This is a genomic window from Synechococcus sp. MU1617 (genome assembly GCF_020514235.1).
Classification (GTDB): domain Bacteria; phylum Cyanobacteriota; class Cyanobacteriia; order PCC-6307; family Cyanobiaceae; genus Parasynechococcus.
Genome location: NZ_VTLB01000001.1, coordinates 610,171 through 631,373 on the forward strand (window position 1 = coordinate 610,171; position 21,203 = coordinate 631,373).

The 21,203-nt window shown below is 63.5% G+C and carries 24 protein-coding genes; 12 read left to right on the forward strand and 12 right to left on the reverse strand.

The window, feature by feature from the left end:
- Positions 1-4: 4 nt before the first annotated feature.
- The 7 genes from FZZ90_RS03480 to FZZ90_RS03510 all read left to right on the forward strand — a co-directional run bounded on the left by FZZ90_RS03480 (position 5) and on the right by FZZ90_RS03510 (position 7,196).
- Entirely contained in the window at positions 5-1,195 is a 1,191-nt protein-coding gene (locus FZZ90_RS03480) for an FAD-binding oxidoreductase (protein ID WP_226424350.1), read from the forward strand.
- A gap of 168 nt (positions 1,196-1,363) precedes the next feature.
- Positions 1,364-2,887 carry a glucose-6-phosphate dehydrogenase gene (gene zwf, locus FZZ90_RS03485; RefSeq protein ID WP_226424351.1) on the forward strand — a complete coding sequence of 508 codons (1,524 nt, stop codon included), beginning with the start codon at positions 1,364-1,366 and terminating at the stop codon, positions 2,885-2,887.
- A gap of 56 nt (positions 2,888-2,943) precedes the next feature.
- A complete protein-coding gene (locus FZZ90_RS03490) occupies positions 2,944-4,230 on the forward strand; it encodes a glucose-6-phosphate dehydrogenase assembly protein OpcA (RefSeq protein WP_226424352.1) in 1,287 nt (428 codons plus the stop codon).
- Between the two features lie 14 nt (positions 4,231-4,244).
- A complete protein-coding gene (locus FZZ90_RS03495) occupies positions 4,245-5,600 on the forward strand; it encodes a cobyrinate a,c-diamide synthase (protein WP_226424353.1) in 1,356 nt (451 codons plus the stop codon).
- Positions 5,597-5,920 carry an acylphosphatase gene (locus tag FZZ90_RS03500; protein WP_370631016.1) on the forward strand — a complete coding sequence of 108 codons (324 nt, stop codon included), beginning with the start codon at positions 5,597-5,599 and terminating at the stop codon, positions 5,918-5,920. The genes FZZ90_RS03495 and FZZ90_RS03500 overlap by 4 nt, the downstream gene beginning before the upstream one ends.
- Positions 5,921-6,005: 85 nt before the next feature.
- Positions 6,006-6,380, forward strand: coding sequence for a hypothetical protein (locus FZZ90_RS03505; RefSeq protein WP_226424355.1), 375 nt, complete (start codon positions 6,006-6,008; stop codon positions 6,378-6,380).
- 129 nt (positions 6,381-6,509) lie between these two features.
- Positions 6,510-7,196 carry a GAP family protein gene (locus tag FZZ90_RS03510; protein ID WP_226424356.1) on the forward strand — a complete coding sequence of 229 codons (687 nt, stop codon included), beginning with the start codon at positions 6,510-6,512 and terminating at the stop codon, positions 7,194-7,196.
- Position 7,197: 1 nt separating this feature from the next.
- Here the strand turns inward: FZZ90_RS03510 and FZZ90_RS03515 are convergent, their stop codons facing one another.
- From FZZ90_RS03515 to folD, 5 genes are read right to left on the reverse strand one after another with little or no spacing between them, the layout of a single operon-like run.
- A complete protein-coding gene (locus FZZ90_RS03515) occupies positions 7,198-8,649 on the reverse strand; it encodes an AAA family ATPase (RefSeq protein ID WP_226424357.1) in 1,452 nt (483 codons plus the stop codon).
- Positions 8,646-9,158, reverse strand: a complete 513-nt coding sequence (locus FZZ90_RS03520; protein ID WP_226424358.1) for a divergent PAP2 family protein — start codon at positions 9,156-9,158, stop codon at positions 8,646-8,648. Before FZZ90_RS03520 ends, FZZ90_RS03515 begins: the two co-directional genes overlap by 4 nt.
- Positions 9,155-10,045 carry a geranylgeranyl diphosphate synthase CrtE gene (crtE, locus tag FZZ90_RS03525; protein ID WP_226424359.1) on the reverse strand — a complete coding sequence of 297 codons (891 nt, stop codon included), beginning with the start codon at positions 10,043-10,045 and terminating at the stop codon, positions 9,155-9,157. The genes FZZ90_RS03520 and crtE overlap by 4 nt, the downstream gene beginning before the upstream one ends.
- Positions 10,046-10,085: 40 nt before the next feature.
- On the reverse strand, positions 10,086-10,763 hold the full coding sequence (locus tag FZZ90_RS03530) for a TIGR02466 family protein (RefSeq protein ID WP_226424360.1): 678 nt from the start codon (positions 10,761-10,763) through the stop codon (positions 10,086-10,088).
- Positions 10,764-10,771: 8 nt separating this feature from the next.
- The gene (gene folD, locus FZZ90_RS03535; RefSeq protein WP_226424458.1) at positions 10,772-11,653 is read right to left on the reverse strand and encodes a bifunctional methylenetetrahydrofolate dehydrogenase/methenyltetrahydrofolate cyclohydrolase FolD; all 882 of its coding nucleotides are present in this window, start codon (positions 11,651-11,653) and stop codon (positions 10,772-10,774) included.
- A 70-nt stretch (positions 11,654-11,723) separates the two neighbouring features.
- Here folD and FZZ90_RS03540 point away from each other — a divergent pair, with 70 nt between their 5' ends.
- Complete coding sequence (locus FZZ90_RS03540; protein WP_226424361.1) at positions 11,724-13,814, forward strand: HDIG domain-containing metalloprotein; 2,091 nt, start codon at positions 11,724-11,726, stop codon at positions 13,812-13,814.
- Positions 13,815-13,923: 109 nt separating this feature from the next.
- On the opposite strand, the gene FZZ90_RS03545 is transcribed toward FZZ90_RS03540, so the two are convergent.
- The 4 genes from FZZ90_RS03545 to FZZ90_RS03560 form a co-directional block, all read right to left on the reverse strand.
- On the reverse strand, positions 13,924-14,529 hold the full coding sequence (locus FZZ90_RS03545; RefSeq protein ID WP_226424362.1) for an RluA family pseudouridine synthase: 606 nt from the start codon (positions 14,527-14,529) through the stop codon (positions 13,924-13,926).
- 8 nt (positions 14,530-14,537) lie between these two features.
- Positions 14,538-15,026, reverse strand: coding sequence for a hypothetical protein (locus FZZ90_RS03550; protein WP_226424363.1), 489 nt, complete (start codon positions 15,024-15,026; stop codon positions 14,538-14,540).
- An 82-nt stretch (positions 15,027-15,108) separates the two neighbouring features.
- Positions 15,109-15,411: an MTH1187 family thiamine-binding protein gene (locus FZZ90_RS03555; RefSeq protein WP_226424364.1), complete on the reverse strand. Its 303-nt coding sequence runs from the start codon at positions 15,409-15,411 to the stop codon at positions 15,109-15,111.
- Positions 15,411-15,659, reverse strand: a complete 249-nt coding sequence (locus tag FZZ90_RS03560) for a hypothetical protein (RefSeq protein WP_226424365.1) — start codon at positions 15,657-15,659, stop codon at positions 15,411-15,413. The genes FZZ90_RS03555 and FZZ90_RS03560 overlap by 1 nt, the downstream gene beginning before the upstream one ends.
- A 90-nt stretch (positions 15,660-15,749) precedes the next feature.
- On the opposite strand from FZZ90_RS03560, the gene FZZ90_RS03565 reads away from it, so the two are divergent.
- Both FZZ90_RS03565 and FZZ90_RS03570 read left to right on the forward strand, forming a co-directional pair.
- Positions 15,750-16,196 carry a hypothetical protein gene (locus tag FZZ90_RS03565; protein ID WP_226424366.1) on the forward strand — a complete coding sequence of 149 codons (447 nt, stop codon included), beginning with the start codon at positions 15,750-15,752 and terminating at the stop codon, positions 16,194-16,196.
- A gap of 70 nt (positions 16,197-16,266) precedes the next feature.
- Positions 16,267-16,476, forward strand: a complete 210-nt coding sequence (locus FZZ90_RS03570; protein WP_226424367.1) for a hypothetical protein — start codon at positions 16,267-16,269, stop codon at positions 16,474-16,476.
- Between the two features lie 18 nt (positions 16,477-16,494).
- Here the strand turns inward: FZZ90_RS03570 and FZZ90_RS03575 are convergent, their stop codons facing one another.
- Positions 16,495-16,740, reverse strand: a complete 246-nt coding sequence (locus FZZ90_RS03575; RefSeq protein ID WP_226424368.1) for a Nif11-like leader peptide family RiPP precursor — start codon at positions 16,738-16,740, stop codon at positions 16,495-16,497.
- Positions 16,741-16,802: 62 nt separating this feature from the next.
- Between FZZ90_RS03575 and FZZ90_RS03580 the strand changes: the two genes are divergently transcribed.
- A complete protein-coding gene (locus FZZ90_RS03580) occupies positions 16,803-17,117 on the forward strand; it encodes a hypothetical protein (RefSeq protein ID WP_226424369.1) in 315 nt (104 codons plus the stop codon).
- On the opposite strand, the gene FZZ90_RS03585 is transcribed toward FZZ90_RS03580, so the two are convergent.
- A complete protein-coding gene (locus tag FZZ90_RS03585; protein WP_226424370.1) occupies positions 17,034-17,858 on the reverse strand; it encodes a carbohydrate ABC transporter permease in 825 nt (274 codons plus the stop codon). The two genes, FZZ90_RS03580 and FZZ90_RS03585, sit on opposite strands and share 84 nt — an antisense overlap.
- 10 nt (positions 17,859-17,868) lie before the next feature.
- Positions 17,869-19,491 carry a 2-isopropylmalate synthase gene (locus tag FZZ90_RS03590; RefSeq protein ID WP_226424371.1) on the reverse strand — a complete coding sequence of 541 codons (1,623 nt, stop codon included), beginning with the start codon at positions 19,489-19,491 and terminating at the stop codon, positions 17,869-17,871.
- Positions 19,492-19,600: 109 nt separating this feature from the next.
- Between FZZ90_RS03590 and FZZ90_RS03595 the strand changes: the two genes are divergently transcribed.
- Positions 19,601-21,196: a 1,4-alpha-glucan branching protein domain-containing protein gene (locus FZZ90_RS03595; protein ID WP_226424372.1), complete on the forward strand. Its 1,596-nt coding sequence runs from the start codon at positions 19,601-19,603 to the stop codon at positions 21,194-21,196.
- The last annotated feature ends 7 nt before the right edge of the window (positions 21,197-21,203 follow it).

Below are 21,203 nucleotides of genomic sequence, written 5' to 3' on the forward strand. Positions count from 1 at the left end.
TTCAATGCGGGTGTCCAATGCAGCGACAGAGCACTGCAATGAAGCTCTGTTCACTGTTGTGGCTCGTGGTCCCCAGGCCGGCTCCAAGCCGTCCGTGGTGCGGACCTACACCGTTGCAATGAACCAGTTTTCCGCACTTTTCAAACGATTGGGGGCCACGGGCGCCAAGATCGTTTCTGTGAACGGTGCGGGCGAAGAGCGTTCTGCCGCTCCCGCTGCCGCCACCCCGGCACCTGCCAAACAACCCGCCAAAAAACCCGCCAAGAAAGCCGTGACGTCAAGCGCCCCGAAGAAAAAGCCCCACGCCGACGTTCCGGTCAACACCTACAAGCCCAAAACCCCTTTCATGGGGACGGTCACCGAGAACTATTCCCTGCTTCAGGACGGTGCGATCGGTCGCGTTCAGCACATCACCTTTGATCTCTCCGGTGGTGACCCCCAGCTGAAGTACATCGAGGGCCAAAGCATCGGCATCATTCCCGAGGGTGAGGACGCCAACGGCAAGCCCCACAAACTGCGCCTGTATTCCATCGCCAGCACCCGCCACGGCGACAACCTGGAAGGCAACACCGTCTCCCTCTGTGTTCGCCAGCTTGAATACAAGAATGATGCCGGTGAACAGATCTACGGCGTCTGCTCCACCTATCTCTGTGACATCGAACCCGGCACCAAGGTGAAGATCACCGGTCCGGTCGGCAAGGAGATGCTTCTTCCTGACGATGAGGAGGCCAACGTCATCATGCTGGCGACCGGCACCGGTATCGCTCCGATGCGCACCTATCTGCGTCGCATGTTCGAACCCCGCGAACAGGAGACCAACGGTTGGAAATTCCGAGGCAAAGCCTGGCTGTTCATGGGTGCGCCCAAAACCGCCAACCTGCTTTACGACGAGGACTTCCTCCACTACGAGAAGGAGTACCCCGACAACTTCCGCTACACCAAGGCGATCAGCCGGGAACAGCAGAACGCAAAGGGCGGCCGGATGTACATCCAAGACCGCGTTCTCGAACATGCCGAAGAGATCTTCGCGATGATCGAAGACCCCAAGACCCATGTGTACATGTGCGGTCTGCGCGGCATGGAGCCGGGCATTGATGAGGCCATGACCGCCGCCGCGGCCGCCAAGGGTCTGGACTGGGCCGAACTGCGCCCTCAGCTCAAAAAGGCCGACCGCTGGCACGTTGAAACCTATTGATCGATCAAGAGATGTTCGATCAGCCATTAATCGTTTCCAGTCCACCCCGAGGGGTGGACTTTTTTTTCGGTTGGCAACAAACGCTGAAACCAACACGGAAACAAAGCGGCGAGACCATGTCTATTGCCGGTTCCGTGCCTAAACCTGCGTCAGAAGCCTGGACACTCCATGGTTGCCACGATGACGAACCCCCTCAGGGTTGGACTGCGCCAGGAGCGCGTGATCGCGCCGCAGTGTCTGGTGATCTTCGGCGCCAGCGGTGATCTCACCCACCGCAAGCTGGTGCCAGCCCTGTTTGAGCTGTTCAAACAACGGCGTCTGCCCAGTGAGTTCGCCCTTTTGGGCTGTGCGCGACGGCCGTGGAGTGACGAGGAGTTCCGCGGAAAAATGGCGGAGGCGCTCGCCAGCACGATTCAGGACGATCCCCAGGCCTGGGAGCAGTTCGTCGGCAAGCTGTTCTACGAGCCGGTCGACCTACAAAACAGCGATCACATGCTGAGTTTGCACGCCAGGCTCGAGCAGATCGATCAACAGTGCGCCACCCGCGGCAACCGCACCTTTTATCTCTCCGTCTCCCCCAAGTTCTATGCCAGTGGCTGCCGTTCACTCGCCGACGCTGGCCTGTTGAAGGACCCCAAACGCAGCCGGGTGGTGATCGAGAAGCCGTTCGGTCGCGACTACGGCAGTGCCCAGGGCCTCAATCGGGTGGTCCAGGCCTGCGGTCAGGAGAACCAGATCTTTCGCATCGACCATTACCTGGGCAAGGAAACGGTCCAGAACATCATGGTTCTGCGCTTTGCCAACACGATCTTCGAGCCGATCTGGAATCGCAACTACATCTCCAGTGTTCAGATCACTGCCGCTGAAACCGTGGGCGTGGAAGAGCGCGCCGGGTACTACGAGTCGGCCGGTGCTCTGCGGGACATGGTGCAGAACCACCTGACCCAGATGCTGGCGATCACCGCCATGGAACCACCAGGACGCTTTGATCCGGAAGCAATCCGCAACGAAAAAGCCAAGGTGCTCCAGGCTGCTCGCCTGGCCGATGAGCTCGAACCCTGGAACTGCTGCATCCGCGGCCAGTACGGACCCGGTGGTTCCGCGGAATCGCCTCTGGCCGGTTACCGCCATGAACCCGGCGTGGATCCCAACAGCACCACCGAGACCTATGTGGCGATGAAGCTGTTCATCGACAACTGGCGCTGGCAGGGGGTTCCGTTCTATGTGCGGACCGGCAAACGGCTGGCCAAGCGCACGAGTGAGGTGGTGCTCACCTTCCGTGAAGCACCAGTGCATCTCTTTGATGCGGCCACCGGAGGCCCCACCGCCAATCAGCTGATCCTGCGCATCCAGCCGGATGAAGGGGCTGAATTCCGCTTCGAGGTGAAATCACCCGGCTCTGGCATGCGCAGCCGCCCCATCGATATGGAGTTCTCCTACGACGAATCCTTCGGTGAACCCTCTGATGAGGGCTATGTGCGGCTCCTGGCTGACGCCATGCTCAGCGATCCCACCCTCTTCACCCGCAGCGATGAAGTGGAGGCGGCTTGGCGGCTCTACACCCCGCTGCTGGAACTGATTGAAGACAGCCCCTGGCAGCTGCCGGTTCATCCCTACGAATCACGCACCTGGGGACCTGCCGCAGCAGACGCCCTGTTGGCAAAAGACGGACTGCTCTGGCGACGCCCCTGATACGGCTCTTCCATAGACCAGCTTCTCAGCTCTGCACGACTCGTTCATCCGTCACCATGTCCCCTCAGCTCACCCTGCAAACCCCGCTGGAACTTGCACCTGCGGAGGTCCCCCACTACCTCGAACAGCTCTGGTCCCCCGAGCAGCAGGGCAGTACGGGCTCCGGGGCCAACACCTTCTGCCTGCTGATCTGGCAACCCGCCTGGGCCGAGCAGCAACTCGTCCGCAGTGGTCGTCTGCCGGGGCCCGTCACCGGACAGCAGTCCGCCGCCTTGATCGCTGCGGGCCGCCAAGCGGTGCTGGATGCCGACCTTCCCCTGAGCACGCCGCCGCTGGATGGGGCCGTGGTGAAGGCGGTGGCTGATTTTGAAGGGCGGGCGAGCGCAGAAGACCTGCGTGGGCAGTACATCGATCCAGCCCTGAGTGCGCTGATGCCCCGGCGGTTGATCACCCTGGCGCCAACGATCGATGCGGCGCAGCCCCTCGAAACACTCGTGGCCGCCTACTGCCCGCTGCCTGAGGAAGGGGGGGGTACCACCGCCTGTGGAGATGTTGTGGTGCTGCGGGGCGGCCATAGCGCCCTAAGTGAGGGCCTTTCAATCCTCGAACCCCTGCTGCCGGAATCGATGCCGGCCTGGGTCTGGTGGAACGGCTGCATCGACGAAGCGCCGGAGCTGATGCAACGGCTCAACAGCGCACCACGGCGCCTGATCATCGACACCGCTTTGGGGGATCCGCATCAATGCCTTGAGCTGCTGCGCAGCCGCGTGGAGAGCGGCCAGGCGGTGAACGATCTCAACTGGCTGCGCCTGCGCAGCTGGCGCGAGACCCTCGCCATGGTGTTCGACCCGCCACAACGGCGTGATGCCTTAAGCCACATCACCCGTCTCGACATTGATGTTGAGGGCCATCACCCCGCCCAGGGGCTGCTGCTGGCCGCCTGGATCGCCGATCGACTGGGCTGGACGCTTGTATCGACCACCGCGATCGAAGACGGCACCACCGCCCAGTTCAAGCGATCCGATGGCACGGAGGTGAGCTTCCAACTGATGGCTGTGCCGATGGGGCAGCCCAACGTGCACGCCGGACAGATGGTGGGGCTTCGACTCATTGCCGAACCGGAGAACGGGCAAGGCGTGTGCGTGATTCTCTGCGCTGACTCCGGGGGCTGCATGCGTTTGGAGGGGGGAGGCATGGCCAACCTCGATCTGCATGAGGAAGTCGTTCCCGTGCAGCACGACACCCCTGAAATGGATGTGGCCCGCCTGCTGGGCGGCGGGCACGACAGCACCAACCCCTTGCTGGCCGCTGCGGCTCCGCTGGCTGCCAGGCTGCTGGGCTGATCCGCGTCTGAGCCATGGCCGCTGTCATCGCTGCACCAGCCAGTGGCAGCGGCAAAACCCTATTGAGCCTGGCGCTGTTGAGCTGGGCCCAGCAGAACGGCCGCCGGATTCAAGCTTTCAAGGTGGGACCGGACTATCTCGATGCCCAGCTGCTCAGCCAGGCCTCGGGTCAGGCCTGTCGCAACCTCGATCTCAATCTCTGCGGGGAAACCTGGGTTCGCCAGGCGTTTCACGGTTACGGAGGTGCCTCTGAGCTGACCCTCGTGGAAGGGGTGATGGGGCTCTTCGATGGCATCGGCAGCAGTACAACCGGAAGCACCGCCGACGTGGCCCGCCTGCTGAACCTGCCGGTGGTGCTGGTGCTGGATGCCGGTGGTCAGGCCGCCTCCCTCGGCGCCATCGTGCGCGGATTCCGCGATCACGATCCCCAGCTGCACATCGCGGGTGTGGTGCTCAACAAAGTCAGCAGCCCCAGGCACCGGGAGCTGCTGGCCGAGGTGCTGGAGCGCATGGGGGTGCCATTGCTGGGCTGCCTGCCGCGCAGCGAAGCCCTGGCCCTGCCGGGCCGTCATCTCGGCTTGGCCCCGGCCCATGAATTGGAGGCCCCCGAGCAGCGACGCCAGGCCTGGGCCGCTCTGGCCAGCCAGCACCTGAACCTGGAACGCCTGGAACCCCTGCTGCAGGCACCCCGCCCCGGGTCGCAGCCCCTGGCCAACATTCCCGTGGAACAGGGGCAGCCCCTGCCAGTGGCACTAGCCAGTGATGCCGCCTTTCACTTCCGCTACCAGGAAACCAGTGAACTGCTGGAGCACATGGGCATGCCCGTGCTCCGCTGGAGCCCCCTGGCCGATGAGGCCATCCCTTCAGAAGCCAAGGGACTGATCCTGCCGGGCGGTTTCCCCGAACAGCACGCCGCCCAGCTCAGCGGCTGTGAGCGAAGCCTGAGCTCGCTGCGGGCCTTCGTGCAGCAGCGACCGATCTACGCCGAATGCGGCGGGATGCTTGTGCTCGGACACCAGCTGACCGACCTCGATGGCACCAGCCACCGCATGGCGGGCCTGCTTCCCTTCACGGCCCAGCGCGGCCCGCTGCAGGTGGGCTATCGCCGCCTGCAGGCCCGGCGGGACAGCCCTGTTGTGAAGAGCGGTCAGCAGCTGGTGGGTCACGAATTTCACCGCTGGGAACTGCACACCAAACGGCCGTCCTCCGACAGGTCAGTGCTGTGGGACATTGAGGGATGGAAAGTCCATCGACATTCGGAAGGATGGGTCGATCAGACAGTTCACGCGAGCTGGGTTCACCTGCACTGGGCGAGCTCTACGACGATCTGCTCCCGATGGCGCGCCGCGCTAGAAGCCGGGGAGAAGTGATCAGCAAGCGCTTCGTCAGCCGCCAGCAACCCACGCGAATCCAACCCTTCGCCGAACGCTGGCGCTGGGTGATCGAAGGCCGCGTTCAGCGGGTGGGGTTCCGCGCCAGCTGCAATCGGCGCGCCCTGGATCTCGGCATCAGCGGTTGGGTGCGCAACCTCAGTGATGGCCGTGTGGAAGTTCAAGCCGAAGGGCCACCGCTGGCCTTATCTGAACTTCGGGCCTGGTGTGAAGTCGGGCCGCCGGGTGCAAGGGTGCTTCGGGTGACACCCAGCCAGCTCACGGTTACGGGCGACGATTGGTTCGAAGTGCGCTACTGAGACACTCAGGCGAAAAGATTGCGAAGGGGGGTTCCACGCTCCGCCTATCTCGCTACGGCTGAAGCAGGACCTTCGCGCCAGTCGCATGCTCCGCTTCGGATTTGTCCTTTTGATCACCGCGCTGCCCCTGCTCGGCATGGAGGCCATGAGCACGCGACGGGAAACCACCAAGAAGGTGTTCGATTCCGCGGCAGAGGCCCTCGACGCCTGTCAGAGCTGGCGGCAGGGGGAAGGACAGTTTTCAGCCCTGATTCCCGCCGCTGCACCGGTGTCAACGCAGGCGCGGCCTGTCCAGACCGACATCCGCAGCTGCGAGGCCGATCTGGACCATGCGCTGGTGCTGGGGCGCCGTTACAGCGTTGTGCCCGGCGTGCACTACAAAAAAACGCTGCGGTCGCTGCACCGCCCGATCCGTCGCACCTTTCCTTACCTGCTGCCAGATGGCAAAACTGACGACTGAAGCCCCTGGCGTTCCTTGAGCAACTTCCTCGACACCAAAGACAAAGCCTTCTGGAGAGCCCTTCTCGGTGTTGTGAGTTTGGGGGTGAGCATTGGCCTGGCGGCCCTGATCCTGAGCCTCTGAAGGCCGATGGCGGAGCCCCGAATCTGGACGGAACTGCTGACCTACGGGCTTGGCGTGGCGCTGTCGCCCATCCACATCGTTCTGCTGCTACTGCTGCTGCTGGGGGGCTCGCCGCTGCGGCGCGGGGGCTTGTTTGTAGGCGGCTGGCTGCTGACCAGCGCCCTGGCGGTGATCGGGCTGCTGACGCTGGGCCACGGACTGCTGCTGGACATGACCCATGGATCCGACCACCGCACCGGCCTGGATCTAATCGGCGGCGGCGCCTTAATTGCCCTGGGCGGGCGTGAACTGATCCGAGGGGTGCTGGATGACGGAGCAGCCCCCACCTGGAGCGGCGCCGTGGACCGTTTCGCCGGGATGCCGCTTCCCTTGCTGTTGCTGATCAGCAGCGTCACTGAAGTGATCAGTCCCGACGACCTGTTGTTGTTCGCCAAAGGCGCCGCCGTCATCCTGACCGCGCAATTGCCCCTGCAGGAAGAGATTGCCTGCAGCATCGGGTTCAGCATCGCCGCCACTGCCCTGCTGCTGGTTCCGTTTCTGGCGGTGTTGATCGGACGCCAAGGGGTTCTTCCGCTACTGCAACGCGGCAAAACCGCCCTGCTGCGCCGGGGAGAACTTGTGGTGGGCAGCCTCAGTTTCGGGCTGGGGACTTATCTCGGCTGGCAGGGGATCAGCGGCCTGATGCTCTCCTGATTCATACGGGATCCCGGGTGGTGTCGAATTCGCGCTGCCAGGCAGCGCGCAGATCAGGCGACGTCTCCCCGCCAAGCAACCAAACCCCCGTGCGGGCCCGGGACACTGCGACATAACAGAGCTGCTGGCGAATGGCTGGGTCGGCCCGGAACACATCCGGTGCCACAAAGACATCCCCGAAACTGCTGCCCTGACTGCGGTGCACCGTGAGCACCGCCGCCGGCCCAAGGGAAGCGAAGGCATCACGAATCAGGAAGTACTGCCGCCAGATCGCGCGACCGTTTTTCTTGCCGGCATCACGGGCCTGCTTGCGCAGCCGCTGCATCACCGCATCGAGCTCCTGACGACCAGAGCTGCCAATCGGCGGCTGCAGGCGCAGGGTGAGCTCCAGATCCCCCGCATTCACCGAGGCGGAGAGGGTCTCGATCACAGGCACAGGTCCGTCGGCGGAGGACAGGCCGAAATCCGCCAGGTCACAGGCCTCCGGCTTCACGTCCCGCACCGTCACTTCACGGTTGGAGCCGAGCACCATGTCGGGTTCTTCTCCGGCCTCTTCTCCATCCCTTGAGGCCGGGGCCATCACCGCGGTTCGAGTGATCAACACCTCACCGGGCAGCACTGGCATCTGATCCGCCATTTCCCCATGGATCGCGCGGCGGGCATGGGGCACCAAACGATCCAGGGTGCGGTTCGTGTAGCAGAGGATGCGTGCAGCGTCGGGGTTGTCTTGGACCGAGGCGTCCCGCAAGGCACGCCGGGCCTGATCCAGCCACTCTCGTTGCACCAGGCTGCGCACCTGCCCCTGCGGTGAACGAATCGGCGGCAGCAGCGGTGGCATCTGGCAGGGCAGGCGCCCCTCCCGCAGACCCGCCGCCAGCCGCAACACCGGGCCTTGATGCCGCACCACTTGGGTCAAGCTGGCAGAACAGGACCGTTGCATCGCAAACACGGGACTGTTCTGCTCGCCCACCGGTGGCAACTGGGCCGGGTCGCCGACAAACACCAGACGGGTCTTGAACGGATGGGCGCACTGGAGGGCGATACCCAACAGAGTGCTGTCCACCATCGAGGCTTCGTCAATCAGCACAAGGCCCAGGTTCTCCAGGGCCATGGCCGTCTGCTCGGTGGGTTCGCAGAGTTCAGAGTCGGCGGAGCGCTTGAGCTTCAGCCGTAACAAGCGATGGATGGTGGAGGGATACCAGGTGGGTTGGAGACCCTCCAACTCCAAGGCCTGGCGCAAGACCCCCACCGCTTTGTGGGTTGGGGCCACGACGGTCCAACACAAACCGCTGGCTTCCACCTGACGCAGCAGGCGCATGGAAAGAAATGTCTTGCCGCTGCCAGCAAAACCACTGAGCACGAAGGGCGTGCCATCCACGGGCTGTTGCAGCCAGGCCGCAAAGGCATCCGCCGCAGCCAGCTGATCAGCGGTGAGCTCCGCGGCGGCGGTCACCCCAGCCCAGCTCCAAGACCCGACAGCAGATGCAGCGGTGATCCCACAAACTCCAAGCCAGGCAGAGCAATGGCGGGACCCATCAGGCTGCCCACCAGCACCTGCAGCCTGCTGTGGCCCAGGCTTTCCTTGAGGGGTTTCTCCGGAGCCTCCGGCCAGAGCGAATCAGGCAAGCCATTCACCCGTTCCGCCGTCAGCCCGGCATTACGCCGAATGCCACTGGCGTCGTACATGACAACGAACGCCACCATCGCCGCAAGGGCGAAGAGGGGGTGATCAAAGCCCAGGGTCCAGCCCACACAGGCCGCCGTGCCTGTGACCAGGGCGGAGTGGCTCGACGGCATGCCGCCGGTTTCGATCAGCACGGACGGCCGCCAACGGCGATGCAGGATCAACTCAAGGAACAGCTTCGAGAGCTGGGCAACGCCACAGGCCATCAAGCCCCAGGTGAGCGAACTGTTGTCGAAGAACTCCCGCAGGACCGCATGGGAAGGCGTGGCGTCGATCATCGGTCGCGGCTGGTGATGAAGTCGGCCAACGCCAGCAGGGGAATGGCCTTCTCCGCCCAGGGTTGAAGGGACTCTTTCGCTTCGTCCACCAGCGCATCAGCCCGGCGGCGGGACTCATCGAGCCCCAGGAGCTTGGGATAAGTGGTCTTATCAGCGATGAGGTCCTTGCCGGCGGTTTTACCGAGCACCTCGCTGCTGGCCGTGATGTCGAGGATGTCGTCGATGATCTGGAAGGCGAGGCCGATTCCCCTGGCATAGATGCGCAGGGCCTTGATCAGCGCCTCATCGGCGCCGCCGATCATCGCCCCGGTGATCACACAAGCACTCAACAGGGCTCCGGTTTTGTGGAGGTGGATGTACTCGAGGGTTTCAAGATCCACCTCCTTGCCCTCGCTTTCCAGATCCACCACCTGGCCGCCCACCAAGCCAGGGGCCCCGGCCACCAACGACAGTTCTCCCACCACCTTGAGCAGGCGCTCAGCCGGCACATCCGGACTGCGCAGCGCCACCATTTCAAAGGCGCGGGTCAGCAGGGCATCACCCGCAAGGATGGCGACCGCTTCGCCATACACCTTGTGGTTGGTGGGACGACCACGGCGCAGATCGTCGTCATCCATCGCCGGCAGATCGTCGTGAATCAACGACATGGTGTGGATCATTTCCAGCGCCACCGCCGTGGGCAGGGCCTGCGTCGCCTCCCCACCCGCCAGCTCGCAGGCGGCAAGGCAGAGAATCGGGCGCAGGCGCTTGCCACCGGCAAGCAGCGAATAGCGCATCGCTTCCCTGAGGGACTCCGGCCGCTCAGGACCAAGGGATCCATCGAGGGCCGCTTCCACCTGCTCTTTGGCCTTGCCGAGATAGGCCTTGAAATCGAACTCGGCGCTCATGGGTGGACCCTGGCTGGCGGGATTCTCTCAGGCCGAGCCCTTAGCTGCCGAGGGGGACCCAATCCATCGGATGGGGTGTTCGCATCTCGCGTCCCTTGCCTGGCGCCGTGGTGATGGCCAGGTCGTAGGACACCGAATAGCGGGGGCCGCTTCCCTCGTAGGGAAGCACCCGATGGCGCAGGTCCGAGGGGAACAGCAGAAGACGGTGGGGCAGCGGCGCGAACACACCACCAGAGACAGCCGCGTCGCGGTAAGGAATCGCCATCACATGGCTGAAGTAATCGTCTGGTGCCTCAAATTCCAGCTCCCCGCTCTCGTTGGCCGAATCCGTCAACACGTAAAAGACCGCGCTCAACTGGGCATTGCGGTGGCTGTGGAGATCCACCGTTCCGCCATTCCTCGCACACACCACGGGCCAGGCTTTTTGGATATGGGCCACAAGACCGTGATCCGGGCCTAACAGCGAACGGAGATAAGCCGACACCTGCTCGGCCAACTGGCCGTTCAGCCACTGGAACGCATCCATGCGATGCAACTGATCCAGGCCGGCATGGCCCAACAGATCCCCAGTGAGGTTGTTGCGATCGCTGAACTCGGGGTGCTGATACACCTGGGCATCGAACTGCTCCAGCTGCTGCTGCATGGCTGCGGCGGTGGCGGCATCCGGCTCGAGATCCACCTGCAGAACGGGGGTGGGGAACAGCCAGTGCAGCGCCATGGAACCGATCAGGGCACGAGATCGTCCAAATCATGGTCAAGGTTGTGGCGTCTGCACCAAGCCACAACGGTGTTCACCAGAAGCATCGTCACCGTCATCGGTCCCACACCGCCGGGGACAGGCGAAAGGGCAGAAGCGATCGACTCAATTTCAGCCGCTCGAACATCACCGCACAATCCGCCTTCCGGCTTGCGGTGGATGCCGACATCCACCACCGCCGCTCCCGGCCGCACGTGCTCGGCCCCGATGAACTCAGGACGGCCGGCTGCCACCACAAGAATGTCGGCTTCGCGGGTGTGGGCCGCCAGATCGGCCGTGCGGGAGTGGGCAATGGTGACGGTGGCGTTGGCGGCCTGCAGCATCAAAGCCATCGGCTGCCCCACAAGAATGCTGCGGCCGATCACCACAGCGCGCTTGCCCGCTGGATCGATGCCATTGCTGCGCAGCATCGCCATCACCCCTGCGGGGGTGCAGCTGCGCGGGCCCGGTTCCCCCTTGAGCAGCCGTCCAAGATTGAGGGTGTGTAGACCATCGGCATCCTTTTCAGGATCGATGGCCATCAGCAGCGGCCCCTCATCGAGGCCGGCGGGGAGGGGAAGCTGCAGGAGGATCCCATCCACTTCCGGGTTGGCATTCAATCGTTCAATCGTTTGAAGCACCTGCGCTGGAGGCGTGTCGGCAGGGAGGTGATCGCCAAAGCTGGCCACCCCAATCCGAGCACAGGCCTTTTCCTTGTTAGCGACGTAGACGGCGCTGGCGGGATCATCACCAACCCGCAGCACCGCCAAGCCCGGCGGTCGCCCCGCCTCGGCCAAACGCCGCTCAATCAGGGTTTGAAGACGATGCTCCACATCCCTTGCCAGCACCTTGCCGTCCAAACGCAGGGCCATGGCATCCCCGTGCACTCCGTCCAGCATGCCCTCTAGAGAGAGCTAGCGTTAGACCGCTACAGGGTCCTTTTTGGTTCGCGTTCCTCGGCTGAGCAGCCTTTGGCGGAACTGGGTGCGGCTCGAAGGCCCAGGCGGTCGCCTGCTGCGCTGGACGCGACTGCAGACCCTCGTTGTTCTGTTGCTGTGCCTTTCCGTGGCCGCAGCCTCAAGCCTGCCCTGGCTGATTAAGCCGAAAGTCCAACCCGGATCGCTGGCCCCGTTTGAAGCCATCGCTCCGAAAGATGCCCTGGTGCAGGACAGCACCGCCCTCGAGCAGCAGCGGGCCTCTTTGGTGGCGCGATCGGTGGTGCAGGTCATCGATCAGGAGCAAACCCAAGCACTCAAACAACGGCTCGAGCAACAACTGCTGCAGCTGCAGGAGGTCACCAACACCGGATCTGGGGCACGGATCGGGCCGGTGAACCTGTCTGAGCCGGAGAAGAAATGGCTGGAACGACGCAGTGAACGGGAACATCTGGCCTGGGATGAGGTGGTGCGCAGCACCGCTGATCGCATGCTCAGCCAAGGGCTGGTGAGCAATCTGGCCGTTGAGCAATTACGCCAGGCGGCCAACCTTCAACTCAAGCCGGTTGCCCTGCAGCCACCTGCAGCGAGCTCCCTGGCCGGCAAGGTGCTCACCAGCGCCCTGCGCGGCAGCAGCAACCTGCGCACCGACCCAAACCTGAGCAAACAGCTGATCGAAGAACAGCTGACCAAACAGGCCATCCCCACCATCGAGGTGCGCAAGGGGGATCTCATCACCCGCAAAGGCGAGCCGATCAGCCCCCAGGCCTACGACGTGCTGGATTATTTCGGCCGCGTGCGCCGCGAACCCCAACCGTTGATCTGGTTCCAACGGTTTGCTGAAGCCGCTGCAGCCTGCGCAGTGATGCTGTTGGTGATGCGGCGCGAACGGCCTGGCCTGGAAGTGCGCCACGCCCTGCTGGCGGTGGGGCTGCTGCTGCTGGTGCAGGGAGCGAAACTCTGGTTCAAGGGAACCGTGAGCCCTCTGGCCATCCTTGTGCCGCCCAGCCTGCTGCTGGCGGAGGGACTGGGCACCGGTTGCGGGTTGGTCTGGATGGGGGTGGCCGCGCTGCTCTGGCCAGAACCCGTGCAGGGACTTGGGGATGGCCGCCTGCTGGTGGCGGCAAGCGTGGCCGCCGCTGGGGCCTTGATCGCGGGCCGGCAACGCAGCCGCGGCCAGCTGCTGCAACTGACGGTGCTGCTGCCGATCGGCGCCCTTGTGGGCCAGTGGCTTCTGCTGCAGCTGCAACCCTTCACCGGCCTGCGGCTCTGGGGAAGCCTGAATCCAAGCCTGGATGAACTGGCTACCGATGCCTTGCTGCTGGGGGTTGTGCTGATGTTCAGCCTGCTGCTGATCCCGATGCTGGAAGGATCCTTCGGCCTGCTCACTCGGGCACGGCTGCTGGAGCTGGCGGATCAGGAACGGCCTCTGTTGCGCCGCCTCTCCTGCGAAGCCCCAGGGACCTTTGAACACACCCTGATGATCTGCGGCCTGGCGGAGGAGGGGGCGCGGGCGATTGGCGCGGATGTGGATCTAATCCGGACCGGCTCGCTGTATCACGATGTGGGCAAACTGCATGCGCCGGACTGGTTCATCGAGAACCAGAAGGACGGGCCCAATCCCCACGACGCACTGGATGACCCCCAGGCAAGTGCAGCGGTGCTTCAAGCCCATGTGGATGAGGGGCTGAAGCTGGCCCGGCGCCACCGCCTCCCTCGGCGGATCGCAGATTTCATCCCTGAGCACCAGGGCACCTTGAAGATGGGCTACTTCTTCCACAAGGCCCAGGAGCGCGGCGGAGCGATTGAGGAACGCCGTTTTCGCTACAGGGGCCCGGAACCCCGTTCCAAAGAGACAGCAATTTTGATGCTGGCGGATGGCTGTGAGGCGGCATTGCGATCCCTCCCTCCCGACACCTCCGATGCCCAGGCAGTGGACACGGTGCGGCGGATCGTGGAAGCGCGGCAGCGGGATGGACAACTGCGCAAAAGCAGCCTCAACCGCAGCGAAGTTGAACTGGTGATTCGTGCCTTCGTGCAGGTGTGGCGGCGGATGCGCCACCGCCGCATTCCTTACCCGATCCCAGCCCGTCGCTGATGGCCTGGGGTCTCATCGCCTTACAACGACCACAACGCCACAGCACTGGTGAACAGGGCATTCATGCCAGGGGAATCGCCGTGGTGTCGCCACTGCGCAGTGTCCGAATTCAGCATTGAGTTGCAAAGGGAAGCTCCTGCGCGATCAAACGAACGCGTTTCTGGGTGAAGGGATGGCGAAAGCTCAAGGCCTGGGCATGCAGATGCAAGCGGCAGGACCGGCCGGCATCCCCGTAGATGGGATCGCCCACGATGGGGTGGCCCAGTTCGGCCAGATGGGCCCGCAGCTGATGGGAACGCCCCGTGAGCGGACGCAACCAGAGCCGGGTGCTGCGGGCACCAGCGGCGCGTGCTCGCCAGATCGTCAGCGCCAGACGTCCCTCGGGGTGGCTGCCGTAGCGCGGCGGTTGACGCGAGAGGCGCGCCAGGGGGCTGGCAATGCAGCCGCTTCCGTGAAGCTCCCCCTCCACATCCGCCTGATACAGCTTGTTGATCCGTCGTTCAGCAAACAGGGCACTAAGCCGCCGCAGGGCGTCAGCGCTTCGGGCCAAGAGCAGCACCCCCGAGGTGTCGCGGTCCAGGCGGTGAACCAGGCGCAGGCCTTGATCCTGCTGCTGCAAGCGGGTGATCACGGAATCGCTTTGCTCCGGCCCCAGGCCCGGTTGGCTGAGCAGGCCGGCGGGTTTATCCACCGCGATCAGCCATGGGTCCCGCATCAGCAGCTTCAAGGGGAGAGCCGCTTGGCGCAGTGTTTTTCAAACAAGGCCACCACCTGCTCCGCTGGCAGGGCCTGAATCAGCCGGGCTTCGGCCTCAACGTGATGCTGACTGGAGTGATATAGCTGCAACTCGTGAAAAGGATTGGGGTCCTGCTGGCGGGCCACCTCCATCTCACGGCTGAGCAAGGCCGCCGGCATCAGATTGCCGCCGTTGCACAACTGCATCACATGGGCTGATTCATGGGCCAGCACCACCCAAACCACCGCTGGATCGTCTGGCAGGTTGTTGCCGCACATCAACAGGGCCTGCTTGCCCTCATGGAAGGCCCCCAGTAAGCCCAACGGGCAGTCTCTCGCCACCAGGGCATTCACCCCAGCCCGCTGCAGCAGACGCAGGTAACTGGAGATGCGATCCCACGTTGATGCTTGAACAGCACTGCCCGTCAGCTGCACAACCAGCAGTGCCAACAGCGCAGCCCTGAAACCGCGACCCATCAAGCCAGGGACCACACAACAGTCTCATTGGTCTCAAGATCGGCTCAGACCGGATCGAAACGCACCGAAGTTCTACAGATTTTCAATCGCCGAGCAGCTCTTCCACTGAGGCGACCTTCTCAGCGAACGACTGCTGCCGATCGGTGCGGGTGTTGAGCTTGAGCGTTGTGTAGAGGCGCGGGACGCCCATGCCGTGCAACTCAGCGTGACAAGCCCGCACACAGTCCATGACCTCGTCCCACGGGCCTTCGATCGCCGTGCCATTGGGACCCAGCTGATGGCTCAAGCCGGTGGCAGCGATCACCCGCTCACAGGCTGCGATGTAAGGCGAAAGACTGACGCCGACACCGATCGGCACCACGCAGAGGTCAACACTGACCCACATCAGCCCGCTATCGCACTGGATCGGCTTAAGCAGCTCGGCGGATAACCAACGGTGCGCCAACTGCCGCTGTCAGTTCGCACTTCAACCGCAATGCCCTGCTGACCCATGGAACATCGGGAGCCTTGTCCCGTGCACCAATCGCTGGCATCAGCGAGGGCCAGTTCCAACGTGTCGTAGGGGGCGTCGAGCACCGGATGCGGTTGACCGTCGAGGCCAACCAACCGGTAGCGGGAGCGATGCTTGGCCATCGCAGTCCAATCCCGGAAGTGTCACCATCTTCCCATGGTCGGGGCCCAGCGGCATTCACACACTGGATCCAGCAACAGGACGGAAAGGGCATGAGTGAACAGCTGCAGCAGGCCTACAACGCCTTGATGGTGAAGGCTCCGGGGGCAGCATTTCAAAAAGCACGGGCCCTGTATCTCAACAAATATCCACTTCCCCAAGCCGACGGCAACGCTCCGCTGCGGCTCTACGTCTGCGATGAGCAGCTGGAGGAGTCGATTCAGCCCGCCAACGACGGCGATCCGAATCACCGCCTCGCGATTCTCCGCTCACGGCCGGGGCAGTTGGCCGTGGTGCACTGGCAACAGCCCCATCCGCCCGAGCCGGAGCAACTGCGCCGCTACCTGCAGGACATCTGGTCTCTCAACTTGGACGACCTGGAGATCGAGGCCCTCAGCACCCCTTGGTTCCGTGAGGGAGGACATCAGAGCCGCTTGGCAGCACCCACGGGGTTGAGCTGGCAACAACAAACCCTATTAACCCTCAAGGAAGAAAAGTAAAAGCAATTCCGCAGTTCGCGCCAAGCCGCAGCAAGGCACCGCTAGCGAACAGATAGAGCCCTCTCAGCCAATGCTCACTAAGTACGCCGAACGCTACGTGCTGCGCTCCTGTTCAGCCGGCGGCTATCTCGGCGTCAATGCCGTGGATCAACGCATCGAACGCCAAACGTCCCCTAACGACGCCTGGATCTTTCACACCCACGAAGGTGCCGTGAACCACGCCCGTTGGATCGGCGAAGTGCATGGGGAAACACCGGACGTGGTGAAGCTGGATCAGTGAATTGAACGGCGGTGGTGATCAGCCGTGGATGAAATTGCGCAGGCGCCGTGATTCGGCGGCTTGATCCTTCTGCAGCTCAGCTGCCGTTTGCACCTGGCATTCACGCTGCTGTGCCGCGAAGACATCCGCCTCACTCAAGGCAAAGCCATGCTCGGCAGCGAGCCCGAGAAACCGCTCAAGATCCATGGGCTGAGCAAGGGCCTTGGCCAGATCAGGGTCGCTGTCGCGAAGCGTCAGAAACCGATCCAGATCCTCAAGAGACATCCCGGCACAACTTGTTGAGTGCCCCCATTCAAGTCAGCATCGGCCCAAGTGGGGGAGGTTGGATGCTGTTGAAACTGATCAGCTGCGGCAGCCTGGCGCTGGTGAGTGTTCTGGTGGTGACCCTGCTGCAGGGATTGCGGCAGCACAACCAACGCATCCAGGCGCTGCAGGAACGGATCGATCAGCTGGAGGAGCGCGCACCGAACCGTGCCCATAGCGCCTTGCTCAGCCAACAGATGGGTGTGATGCAGGAACGCATGGATGCCTTCGCAGCCGTACGCACCACGGCGGCTTCATCCCTTCACCGCATCCCCACTGGCATTGGGCAGGATGAAGCGCTGCAACAGCACAAACAAAACCAGCACCGGCAGGATTGAAACCACCGAGCCGGCGGCAACGATCCGCCAATCCAGCGAAAAGCTGCTGGAGAGTTGCTGCAGGCCCAGCGGCAAGGTGTAGAGGGATGGGTCGTCAAGGATCACCAGCGGCCAGAGGAAATCACTCCAGGTGCCGATGAAGACGAACATCGCCAGGGTGATCAGATCGGCCTTGGCGGCGGGGATCATCACGTTCCACCATTCCCCCAGACGGCTGCAGCCATCAATCCGTGCCGCCTCCTCCAGCTCCTTGGGAACGCCGAGGAAGCTCTGACGCAGCAGATAGAGACCAAAGGCGGTGGCCGCCTGGGGAATCACCAGGGCCAGCAGGGTGTTGCGCAGGCCCAGCTGCACCATCAGCAGATACAGCGGAATCATCACCACCTGAAACGGGATCAGGATCGTGGCCACCACCAAACCCAGCACCAGGCCTCGGCCGGCGAAGCGCAACCTGGCCAGGGGATAGGCGGCAAGGGAGCAGAACAGCAGGTTGGCCAGCACCGCCAGGCCACTCACCACGGTGCTGTTGATCAGATAGGTGGTGAGGGGATTGTCTTGAAACAGCCGCACGTAGGCATCGAAGCTCGGCTGGGCGGGCAGCAACGCCGGCGGACTGCTGAAGATGTCTTCCGCTGGACCCTTGAGCGAAGTGCTCACCAACCAGAGCAACGGGGTGAGCACCAGCAGGGCCAGAAGAATCAGCAGCACCAGCTGAACAGCCCGGGCGGTGGAGGTGCGCATGGCGTCGGCTCTAGAGCGTCGGTCGGGTCTCCAGAACAACAGGATCCTTCTGCGGATGCAATGACTGGCGCTCCTCTCCGGCCACCAGGCGATTGAGGGCATTGACAAAGGCCATGGCCGCCGCCACCACCACATCGGTGTCGGCAGCGTGGCCGGAATAGAGCGCACCGTTGCGGCGCAGGCGAATGGTCACATCGCCCATGGCATCGATGCCTTCGGTCACCGACTTGACCGAGAACTCGATCAATTCATTGGGCACACCGGCCAGATCATTCAAGGCACGGCAGACGGCATCCACCGGACCAGTGCCCACCGCCGAACCTGTGGTCTCACTGCCTTCTTCATCGAGAAGGGTGACGGTGGCGGTGGGGCGCAGGCTGCTGCCGCAGCTGACCTGTACAAATTTGAGCTGGAAGCGGGCTTCCGGCTGCTGCACCTGTTCGCTGACGATCGCCTCCAGATCACGGTCGGTGATCTCGCGCTTGCGATCAGCGAGTTCCTTGAAGCGGGCAAAGGCCTCATCGAGGTCCTCACGGGTGAGGTCGTAGCCCAGCTCCTCAAGACGGGCGCGAACGGCACTGCGGCCGCTCAGCTTGCCGAGGGAGATGCGGTTGTCGGACAACCCCACGGTCTTGGCATCGATGATTTCGTAGGTGAGCCGGTTCTTGAGAACGCCGTCCTGGTGGATGCCGGATTCATGGGCGAAGGCATTGGCACCAACGATGGCCTTGTTGGGCTGCACCACCATGCCGGTGAGATTGGACACCAAGCGTGAGGTCTTGGTGATCTCTTCGGTGCGCACGGCCGTCAGCGGCGTGGGGCTGTCTTCATCCCGACCAAAGAAGGGGTTGTAGTAACGACGGCGCACGTGCAATGCCATCACCAACTCCTCGAGGGAGGCATTACCGGCCCGTTCGCCGATGCCATTGATCGTGCATTCGAGCTGACGGGCGCCGTTCTTGACCGCCTCGAGAAAATTGGCCACAGCCAGGCCGAGATCGTTGTGGCCGTGCACGGAGATCACGGCATCGCCGATGTTGGGCACGTGCTGATTGATCCCTGCGATCAGGGCACCGAACTCCGACGGGGTGGTGTAACCGACGGTGTCGGGGATGTTGATCGTGGTGGCACCCGCAGCAATCGCTGCCTCAATCACCTCGTAGAGGAACTCCGGATCGCTGCGGCCAGCGTCTTCACAGGAGAACTCAACGTCTTCAACGAGAGAGCGGGCATAACTCACCATCTCGGGAACGATGCCGAGCACATCGGCACGGCTCTTGCGCAGCTTGTGCTCGAGGTGGATGTCGCTGGTGGCGATGAAGGTGTGAATGCGCCGATGTGGTGCTGGCGCCACGGCATCCGCACAGGCCTTGATGTCGGCCCGCGAAGCACGGGCCAAGCCGCAGATGATCGGGCCGTTGTCGCCACCCACCTGCTGGGCGATCCGCTGCACGGCGGCGAAGTCCCCAGGACTGGCGAAAGGGAATCCCGCCTCGATCACATCCACACCGAGCCGCGCCAGCTGCTGGGCAATGGCCAGCTTTTCCTCCAGGTTGAGGCTCGCCCCGGGCGACTGTTCACCATCCCGGAGGGTGGTGTCAAAAATCAGGACGCGACCGGGGTCCTTGGCCATGGAAGAGGCTCCAGCGGAGGTCTTAGTCGGAATGACTATGAGTTAGTACATCCTAGTTCAGCCCCCGAGAGGGAAACGGATTAATGTCAGCCACCGTTTGGGCTTGTTCGTGACCAAAGGCGCTGTCGCCCTGGTGTTGCATGCCCATCTGCCTTACGTGCGATCGGCACAACCTGGCTCCCTGGAAGAGGACTGGTTTTTCCAGGCCCTGATCGAGTGCTACCTGCCCCTGCTGGAAACGCTGGAGCTGGCCAGCGCCGACCCCAACCAGCAGCCCAAACTCACCATCGGCTTGTCGCCGACGCTGCTGTCGCTGCTGAGTGATCAAGACCTCAAGCAGCGTTTCCCCCAGTGGCTGAACGAACGGCTGGATCTTCTGCCAAAAGCGGATCCATCGCTGCGTGAGGGCGCCGAACACCTGGCGGCCGCGATCGAGCGGCATCGGCTGGCTTGGCGGTCCTGCGACGGTGACCTGATCCAACGCTTCGCTGCCCTGCAACGCGATGGAGTGGTGGACCTGCTCACCTGCGGCGCCACCCACGGCTATCTGCCCCTGCTGCGCCATCACCCGGAAGCGGTGCGCGGCCAACTGCGCACGGCGGTGCGGGAACACCAACGTCTTGTGGGCGAACGCCCCTTGGGGATCTGGTTGCCCGAGTGCGCTTATTACGAAGGCCTGGATCGCTGGATGCGCGATGCCGGGCTGCGTTACGCCGTGCTGGATGGCCATGGGCTGCTGCATGGCCGACCCAGACCCCGCTACGGGGTGTACGCCCCGATCTGCAGCCGCAACGGGGTGGCCTTCTTCGGGCGTGACAGTGATGCAACCCTGCCGGTTTGGTCGGCCAAGGACGGTTACCCCGGCGATCCCCACTACCGGGAGTTCCATCGCGATCTGGGCTGGGACCTGCCCATCGAAGAGCTGAAGCCCCTGGGGCTCGACCAACCCCGCCCGCTTGGTCTGAAGCTGCATCGGGTGACCGATCACAGTGCACCGTTGGACCGGAAACAGCCCTATGAACCGGGAGTGGCGGCTGAACGGGTGAAAGAGCATGCCGCCGATTACCTGCAGGGCCGGCGGCGGCAGTTGGATCAGCTCGGGAATGCCATGGAAGTGCCGCCGTTGCTGGTAGCCCCCTTCGATGCGGAACTGTTTGGCCACTGGTGGTTTGAGGGGCCGGCGTTTCTCAGCCAGCTGTTCCGGCAGGCTCCCCATGAGGGGGTGAGCTTCACCCGGCTACGCGATGTGCTGAACAGCGTTGGCCAACTTCAGCTCTGTGATCCCTCCCCCTCCAGCTGGGGACAAGGCGGCTATCACGACTACTGGCTGAACGACAGCAACGCCTGGATCATCCCGGAGTGGGAAAAGGCCAGCGCCGCGATGGTGCAGCGCTGCAGCCGCGGCGTGGGCAGCGAGCAGGCCATGCAATGGCTGCAGCAGGCGGCGCGGGAACTGTTGCTGGCGCAGTCGTCGGATTGGAGCTTCATCCTCCGAGCCGGCACCACCACCGAACTGGCCAAAGAACGGGTGGAGCGCCACCTGGGCCGCTTCTGGCAACTGATGCAGGCGATCGATGGCACTGCCGAGTTACCGGAGGGCTGGCTCGAGGAGGTGCAGACGGACGACCGCCTTTTCCCAATGATTCAGCCGCTGGACTGGGCCCCGGTCCAGCCCACCGCACAGCCTGCTGCACCCAGCGCATAAACAAATG

Bases quoted from the DNA above. Each gene is read 5' to 3' on its own strand.
- FZZ90_RS03480 (WP_226424350.1), top strand. From the start codon at position 5: ATGCGGGTGTCCAATGCAGCGACAGAGCACTGCAATGAAGCTCTGTTC.
- zwf (WP_226424351.1), top strand. From the start codon at position 1,364: ATGGTTGCCACGATGACGAACCCCCTCAGGGTTGGACTGCGCCAGGAG.
- FZZ90_RS03490 (WP_226424352.1), top strand. From the start codon at position 2,944: ATGTCCCCTCAGCTCACCCTGCAAACCCCGCTGGAACTTGCACCTGCG.
- FZZ90_RS03495 (WP_226424353.1), top strand. From the start codon at position 4,245: ATGGCCGCTGTCATCGCTGCACCAGCCAGTGGCAGCGGCAAAACCCTA.
- FZZ90_RS03505 (WP_226424355.1), top strand. From the start codon at position 6,006: ATGCTCCGCTTCGGATTTGTCCTTTTGATCACCGCGCTGCCCCTGCTC.
- FZZ90_RS03510 (WP_226424356.1), top strand. From the start codon at position 6,510: ATGGCGGAGCCCCGAATCTGGACGGAACTGCTGACCTACGGGCTTGGC.
- FZZ90_RS03520 (WP_226424358.1), bottom strand. From the start codon at position 9,158: ATGATCGACGCCACGCCTTCCCATGCGGTCCTGCGGGAGTTCTTCGAC.
- crtE (WP_226424359.1), bottom strand. From the start codon at position 10,045: ATGAGCGCCGAGTTCGATTTCAAGGCCTATCTCGGCAAGGCCAAAGAG.
- FZZ90_RS03530 (WP_226424360.1), bottom strand. From the start codon at position 10,763: ATGGCGCTGCACTGGCTGTTCCCCACCCCCGTTCTGCAGGTGGATCTC.
- folD (WP_226424458.1), bottom strand. From the start codon at position 11,653: ATGGCCCTGCGTTTGGACGGCAAGGTGCTGGCAAGGGATGTGGAGCAT.
- FZZ90_RS03545 (WP_226424362.1), bottom strand. From the start codon at position 14,529: ATGCGGGACCCATGGCTGATCGCGGTGGATAAACCCGCCGGCCTGCTC.
- FZZ90_RS03550 (WP_226424363.1), bottom strand. From the start codon at position 15,026: ATGGGTCGCGGTTTCAGGGCTGCGCTGTTGGCACTGCTGGTTGTGCAG.
- FZZ90_RS03555 (WP_226424364.1), bottom strand. From the start codon at position 15,411: ATGTGGGTCAGTGTTGACCTCTGCGTGGTGCCGATCGGTGTCGGCGTC.
- FZZ90_RS03560 (WP_226424365.1), bottom strand. From the start codon at position 15,659: ATGGCCAAGCATCGCTCCCGCTACCGGTTGGTTGGCCTCGACGGTCAA.
- FZZ90_RS03565 (WP_226424366.1), top strand. From the start codon at position 15,750: ATGAGTGAACAGCTGCAGCAGGCCTACAACGCCTTGATGGTGAAGGCT.
- FZZ90_RS03570 (WP_226424367.1), top strand. From the start codon at position 16,267: ATGCTCACTAAGTACGCCGAACGCTACGTGCTGCGCTCCTGTTCAGCC.
- FZZ90_RS03575 (WP_226424368.1), bottom strand. From the start codon at position 16,740: ATGTCTCTTGAGGATCTGGATCGGTTTCTGACGCTTCGCGACAGCGAC.
- FZZ90_RS03580 (WP_226424369.1), top strand. From the start codon at position 16,803: ATGCTGTTGAAACTGATCAGCTGCGGCAGCCTGGCGCTGGTGAGTGTT.
- FZZ90_RS03585 (WP_226424370.1), bottom strand. From the start codon at position 17,858: ATGCGCACCTCCACCGCCCGGGCTGTTCAGCTGGTGCTGCTGATTCTT.
- FZZ90_RS03590 (WP_226424371.1), bottom strand. From the start codon at position 19,491: ATGGCCAAGGACCCCGGTCGCGTCCTGATTTTTGACACCACCCTCCGG.